This window comes from Oryzifoliimicrobium ureilyticum (genome assembly GCF_037199735.1).
Taxonomy (GTDB): domain Bacteria; phylum Pseudomonadota; class Alphaproteobacteria; order Rhizobiales; family Rhizobiaceae; genus Rhizobium; species Rhizobium ureilyticus.
In genome coordinates, this window is sequence record NZ_JBBBVQ010000058.1 from 1 (window position 1) to 2,671 (window position 2,671).

Sequence of the window (2,671 nt, forward strand, 5' to 3'; positions counted from 1 at the left end):
AAGGTATCTTACACTGAATACATAGGTGTAAGAAGCGAACGCAGGGAACTGAAACATCTAAGTACCTGCAGGAAAGGACATCAACCGAGACTCCGCAAGTAGTGGCGAGCGAACGCGGACCAGGCCAGTGGCAATGAAAGTTAAAGTGGAACGATCTGGAAAGTTCGGCCGTAGTGGGTGACAGCCCCGTACGCGTAGATACTTTTATTGTCCTAGAGTAAGGCGGGACACGAGAAATCCTGTTTGAAGATGGGGCGACCACGCTCCAAGCCTAAGTACTCGTGCATGACCGATAGCGAACAAGTACCGTGAGGGAAAGGTGAAAAGCACCCCGACAAGGGGAGTGAAATAGAACCTGAAACCGGATGCCTACAAACAGTGGGAGGCTTTTAAAGGCTGACCGCGTACCTTTTGTATAATGGGTCAACGACTTAGTGTAACGAGCAAGCTTAAGCCGGTAGGTGTAGGCGTAGCGAAAGCGAGTCTGAACAGGGCGTTCAGTTCGTTGCATTAGACCCGAAACCGAGTGATCTAGCCATGAGCAGGTTGAAGGTTGGGTAACACCAACTGGAGGACCGAACCCGCATCTGTTGCAATAGATTGGGATGACTTGTGGCTAGGGGTGAAAGGCCAATCAAACTCGGAAATAGCTGGTTCTCCGCGAAATCTATTTAGGTAGAGCGTCTGGCGAATACTCCCGGGGGTAGAGCACTGGATGGGCTATGGGGACTCACCGTCTTACTGATCCTAACCAAACTCCGAATACCGGGAAGTACTACCAGGCAGACACACGGCGGGTGCTAACGTCCGTCGTGAAGAGGGCAACAACCCTGACCTCCAGCTAAGGTCCCCAAGTCATGGCTAAGTGGGAAAGGATGTGAGGATCCCAAAACAACCAGGATGTTGGCTTAGAAGCAGCCATCATTTAAAGAAAGCGTAACAGCTCACTGGTCTAAATAAGGGTCTTTGCGCCGAAAATGTAACGGGGCTAAAGCCATGCACCGAAGCTGAGGCTTACGATCTTCTTACGAAGACGTAGGGGTAGCGGAGCGTTCCGTAAGCTGATGAAGGAGGACCCGTGAGGGCCTCTGGAGGTATCGGAAGTGCGAATGTTGACATGAGTAACGATAAAGAGGGTGAGAGACCCTCTCGCCGAAAGACCAAGGGTTCCTGCTTAAAGTTAATCTGAGCAGGGTTAGCCGGCCCCTAAGGCGAGGCGGAAACGCGTAGTCGATGGGAACCACGTTAATATTCGTGGGCCTGGTGGGAAGTGACGGATTGCACAAATTGTAGGGTCTTATTGGATTGATCCTGCAGTGGAGCGGTTCCAGGAAATAGCCCCACTTTATAGACCGTACCCGAAACCGACACAGGTGGTCAGGTAGAGTATACCAAGGCGCTTGAGAGAACTGCGTTGAAGGAACTCGGCAAATTGCACGCGTAACTTCGGAAGAAGCGTGACCTTCATGTGGGCAACCATATGGAGGTGGCACAGACCAGGGGGTAGCGACTGTTTATCAAAAACACAGGGCTCTGCGAAGTCTAAAGACGACGTATAGGGTCTGACGCCTGCCCGGTGCTGGAAGGTTAAGAGGAGAGGTGCAAGCTTTGAATCGAAGCCCCAGTAAACGGCGGCCGTAACTATAACGGTCCTAAGGTAGCGAAATTCCTTGTCGGGTAAGTTCCGACCTGCACGAATGGCGTAACGACTTCCCCGCTGTCTCCAACGCAGACTCAGTGAAATTGAATTCCCCGTGAAGATGCGGGGTTCCTGCGGTCAGACGGAAAGACCCCGTGCACCTTTACTATAGCTTTACACTGGCATTCGTGTCGGCATGTGTAGGATAGGTGGTAGGCTTTGAAGCAGGGACGCCAGTTCTTGTGGAGCCATCCTTGAAATACCACCCTTATCGTCATGGATGTCTAACCGCGGCCCGTCATCCGGGTCCGGGACAGTGTATGGTGGGTAGTTTGACTGGGGCGGTCGCCTCCGAAAGAGTAACGGAGGCGCGCGATGGTGGGCTCAGAGCGGTCGGAAATCGCTCGTCGAGTGCAATGGCATAAGCCCGCCTGACTGCGAGACTGACAAGTCGAGCAGAGACGAAAGTCGGTCATAGTGATCCGGTGGTCCCGCGTGGAAGGGCCATCGCTCAACGGATAAAAGGTACGCCGGGGATAACAGGCTGATGACCCCCAAGAGTCCATATCGACGGGGTTGTTTGGCACCTCGATGTCGGCTCATCGCATCCTGGGGCTGGAGCAGGTCCCAAGGGTTTGGCTGTTCGCCAATTAAAGCGGTACGTGAGCTGGGTTCAGAACGTCGTGAGACAGTTCGGTCCCTATCTGCCGTGGGTGTAGGAATATTGACAGGATCTGTCCCTAGTACGAGAGGACCGGGATGGACGTATCTCTGGTGGACCTGTTGTCCTGCCAAGGGCAGTGCAGGGTAGCTATATACGGACGGGATAACCGCTGAAGGCATCTAAGCGGGAAACCCACCTGAAAACGAGTGTTCCCTATCAGAGCCGTGGAAGACGACCACGTTGATAGGCCGGGTGTGGAAGTGCGGCAACGCATGAAGCTTACCGGTACTAATAGCTCGATTGGCTTAATCGTTCTCATTGACCATGCTCATCTCCACGCAAATGCAACGCATTTGTCGTGACAGCGC

General features: G+C 53.3%; 1 rRNA gene. It reads left to right on the top strand.

Features of this window, described 5'->3' with window-relative positions:
- Positions 1 to 2,616, top strand: a 23S ribosomal RNA gene (locus VQ830_RS28530); the annotation flags it as partial.
- Positions 2,617 to 2,671 lie beyond the last annotated feature (55 nt).